The sequence below is a fragment of the Streptomyces sp. MnatMP-M17 genome (genome assembly GCF_900091995.1).
In the GTDB taxonomy this organism is placed as follows: Bacteria; Actinomycetota; Actinomycetes; order Streptomycetales; family Streptomycetaceae; genus Streptomyces.
On record NZ_FMDK01000809.1, the window covers coordinates 1 to 3753 of the forward strand.

The window sequence follows — 3753 nt, forward strand, 5'->3', positions numbered from 1 at the left end:
GTCACCGCCTATGCGGGCGCGCTCGGACAGCGGCCCGGCGCCGTCGTCGCCGCCGGTACGGGCATGATCGCGCTCGGCACGGATCTGACGGGCTGGCACCGCGCCGACGGCTGGGGCCATCTCCTCGGCGACTGCGGCGGCGGTGCCTGGATCGGGCGCGCCGGGCTGGAGGCGGCCATGCGCGCGCACGACGGACGGCGAGGCGGTTCACCCGCACTGCTGTCCAGAACGGAAGCGGTTTTCGGGCCCGCGGGCGAGCTGCCGGGCCTGCTCTATCCACGTACCGACCGGCCCGCCGTACTCGCCTCGTTCGCACCGGAAGTGGCCCGCTGCGCGGCCTCGGATCCGGTCGCCGCGGAGATCCTCGCGCTCGCCGCACGGTATATCGCGGAGGCGGCCACGGCGGTCTGTCCGGCCTCCGGGACGCCCGAAGTCGCCCTCACCGGTGGCCTGTTCAAGCTCGGCGACCCGCTGCTCGTACCGCTGCGGGCCGAGCTGGCCGAGCAGCTTCCGCACGCCACCGCCGTCTCCGCCGCGGCCGATCCGCTGACCGGAGCGCTGCGGATCGCGGCGGAACTCGCCAAGGGCTCACTGCGGCTGCCGTACGATCCACGGCTGCTCTACGTCCCGACACATCAGGACAGATGAGCGGAAAAATACCTAACGGATAAATAAGGACAGATGGTTCACGAGCGCCCCCTCCCCGAACAGCCGCGCCCACAAAACCAGTAGCATTCGACGGCATGAGCACCCCCACTGGGCCCGCATCCGGCCTGCCTGTACGAATGCCGCGACCCCGTCAGTCGGGGCGCCACCGCCGTCCCGAACCGGTGGCGGCTCCCGAAGGTGCGCCCGCGCTTGTTCTCGCCGTTCCCGGCACCCCCTCGGCCGCCGTGCGCGGTCTGGCCGAAGAGACCGTCAGCATCGCCCGTTCCGAGCTGCCCGGCCTCAACGCCGTCATCGGCTTCCTGGAGGGTGACGACGAGGAGTACCCGGCGCTGGCGGACGTCCTGGCGGGAACCGCCGCGCTGCGCATCGAACGCTATGAGCTGGCGAAGGCCGCGGGCCGTGAGGTCACCGAGCCCGAAGGCCCCGCCGCCGTTGTCGTACCACTGCTCGCCGGTCCCGACAGCGGACTGGTCTCGCGGATACGTGAGGCCGTCGCGGAGAGCGGCGCCGTCGCGGAGCTGACGGATGTCCTCGGTCCGCATCCGCTGCTCGCCGAGGCTCTGCATGTACGTCTGTCGGAGGCCGGGCTCGCCCGCGCCGACCGGGCCCGGCTGTTCACGGTCGCGACGGCGGCCGACGGCATCATCCTGGCCACGGTGGGCGGCCAGGAGGCGGTCCAGACCGCCGGGATCACCGGAATGCTGCTGGCCGCGCGTCTGGCCGTACCGGTGATGGCCGCCGCGCTCGACGAGGAGGGCTCGATCACCGCGATCGCGGAGCAACTGCGCGAATCCGGTTCGACGCAGCTCGCGCTCGCGCCGTATCTGGTCGGCCCGGAGCTGCCCGAAGGGCTGCTCGAAGCAGCGCTCAAGGAGGCCGACTGCGCCGCCGCGGAGCCGCTGGGCGCCTATCCGGCGATCGGCAAGCTGGTGCTGTCGAAGTACACGACGGCGCTGGGCATTCCCGCGCAGCCGCAGGGATCACCGACGCACTGACACCACACCGACGGATGCCCTTGTGTACGGGACGGCCATGTCCCTCGTACGCATGGAAAGGGCCCGCACCGGATCTCTCCGGCGCGGGCCCTTCCGCGTTCGGTCCGGTCAGCCGAAGATCACGCAGGAGGCGGCAGGTGCCTCGATGGAGCCCGCGCGGGCCGGGATGCCCGTCGCCAGGTCGATGTCGAACCAGGTCACATCACCGGAGTGCTCATTGGCGGCGTACAGACGGCGGCCCGCCGGATCAAGGGCCAGATCGCGCGGCCAACGGCCACCGCAGGGCACGGTGGTGACCAGCTCCGCCTTCTCGTATGTGGCGTCGAGCGCGAGGACGGCGATGCTGTCATGGCCTCGGTTGGCGGCCCAGACGAACCGTCCGTCGTGGGACACGACCACCTCCGAGGCATAGCTCGCGGCCTCCACGCTGTCGGGCAGGACGGGAGCCTCACCGACCGGTTCGAGTACGCCCTTCTCCGCGTCCCAGCGGCAGATGACGAGCGTCGGTTCCAGCTCGTTCAGCACATAGGCATGACCGCCGGCCGGATGGAAGGCGAGATGGCGCGGCCCGGTGCCCGGACGCAGCGCCGTCTCGCCGTGCGCCGTCAGCTCCCCGGAGGCGGTGTCGAGGGCGGAGATCCGTACGGAGTCGGTGCCGAGGTCGGTGGCCAGGATCCAGCGTCCGCCCGGATCTGCCACCACCTGATGTGCGTGCGGACCGCGCTGCCGGTCCGGATGCGGGCCCCGGCCCTCGTGCTGGAGCACTCCGGCGACGGCCAGCAGTCCGCCGTCGCCGCCGACCGGCAGAGTCGTGACGCTGCCGGAGCCGTAGTTGGCGGTCAGCAGATGGCCGCCGGCGAGCGTGAGATGCGTGGGACTGGCACCGCATACGGGGACGGGATCGCCGATCAGCCTCGGCACCCTGGCCTCCTCGGTCCCGTCGGGTGCCGTGAAGGCCGCCGCCGTGCCCTCCTCCGTCTCGGAGACCGCGTAGAGCACGGAACCGTCCGGCGAGAGCGCCAGGAAGGAGGGATCGGCGACGGCGTCGGTCGCTCCTCGTTCCGTCAGTGCGCCGGTCTCCGCGTCCACGGCCGCGTGGATGATGCCGCGCCCACCCGCCGAAGTGAACGACCCGATGAAGGCCCGCCCGTCGTTCCTGCCGCTCACGATATGTCCCCTCTTCGGCTGAACCTCAACGACCGATCCGCTGATGCCCGGCCGACGGTAGCAGGCGGTCTGGACCAATCCCCGGATCCGGGCCCGGGAATACCTGGGGATCGCCGGAGATCACCTGAGGATCGTCTGGGATCGCCTGGGGACGAGAGCCATGAGCGACGGCGGGCGCGGCTTGGCATGCTGGAGCGCATGAGCACTTCGTATACACCGGCGGTCATCTTCGATCTTGACGGAACACTCGTGGACAGCGAGCCGAACTATTACGAAGCCGGACGACAGGTCCTGGCCCAGCACGGTGTCACCGGCTTCACCTGGGAGCACCACACCCGCTTCATCGGGATCGGCACCCGCGAGACCTTGGCGACGCTGCGCGAGGAGTACGGGATCGACGCGCCGGTCGATGAACTGCTCGCCGAGAAGAACCGGCTCTATCTGGAACGGGTCCGCACCTCGACGGAGGTGTTCCCGCAGATGCGGAAGTTCGTGGAGCGGCTGCACACCGAGGGCGTGCCGATGGCCGTGGCGTCCGGCTCGTCCCGCGCGGCCATCGACATGGCCCTGACCGTCACCGGTCTGGACGGGTACTTCACCACAACCGTCTCGGCGGAGGAGGTCGCCCAGGGCAAACCCCGGCCGGACGTCTTCCTGGAGGCGGCGCGCCGGCTGGGCACGGCGCCCACCGCATGTGTCGTCCTGGAGGACGCCGGTCCCGGTGCGGTCGCGGCACACGCCGCGGGAATGCGCTGTATTGCGATTCCCTATGTCCGGACCACCGCCGCCGACCCGGAGTTCGCCACGGCCGGGCTGCTGTTCCCGGGCGGGCAGCGCGAGTTCACGGCGCAGGCCGCGTACACCTGGCTGTTCGGGACCCGCTGACACCGGAGCCGCCCGCCGCGCGCGCAAGGCAGCACAC

4 protein-coding genes are annotated in these 3753 nt (G+C 71.1%); 3 read left to right on the top strand and 1 reads right to left on the bottom strand.

The window, feature by feature from the left end:
- Positions 1 to 648: N-acetylglucosamine kinase (locus GA0115259_RS31025; RefSeq protein WP_272921233.1), on the top strand; the 648-nt coding region annotated here is incomplete at its 5' end.
- A gap of 95 nt (positions 649 to 743) precedes the next feature.
- Entirely contained in the window at positions 744 to 1664 is a 921-nt protein-coding gene (locus tag GA0115259_RS31030) for a sirohydrochlorin chelatase (RefSeq protein ID WP_093603159.1), read from the top strand.
- Between the two features lie 108 nt (positions 1665 to 1772).
- Here GA0115259_RS31030 and GA0115259_RS31035 read toward each other — a convergent pair whose 3' ends face one another.
- Complete coding sequence (locus GA0115259_RS31035) at positions 1773 to 2834, bottom strand: lactonase family protein (protein WP_370748856.1); 1062 nt, start codon at positions 2832 to 2834, stop codon at positions 1773 to 1775.
- A 195-nt stretch (positions 2835 to 3029) separates the two neighbouring features.
- Here GA0115259_RS31035 and GA0115259_RS31040 point away from each other — a divergent pair, with 195 nt between their 5' ends.
- Positions 3030 to 3716 (top strand): HAD family hydrolase, encoded by a 687-nt coding sequence (locus tag GA0115259_RS31040; protein ID WP_093603165.1) that lies wholly within the window; start codon positions 3030 to 3032, stop codon positions 3714 to 3716.
- The last annotated feature ends 37 nt before the right edge of the window (positions 3717 to 3753 follow it).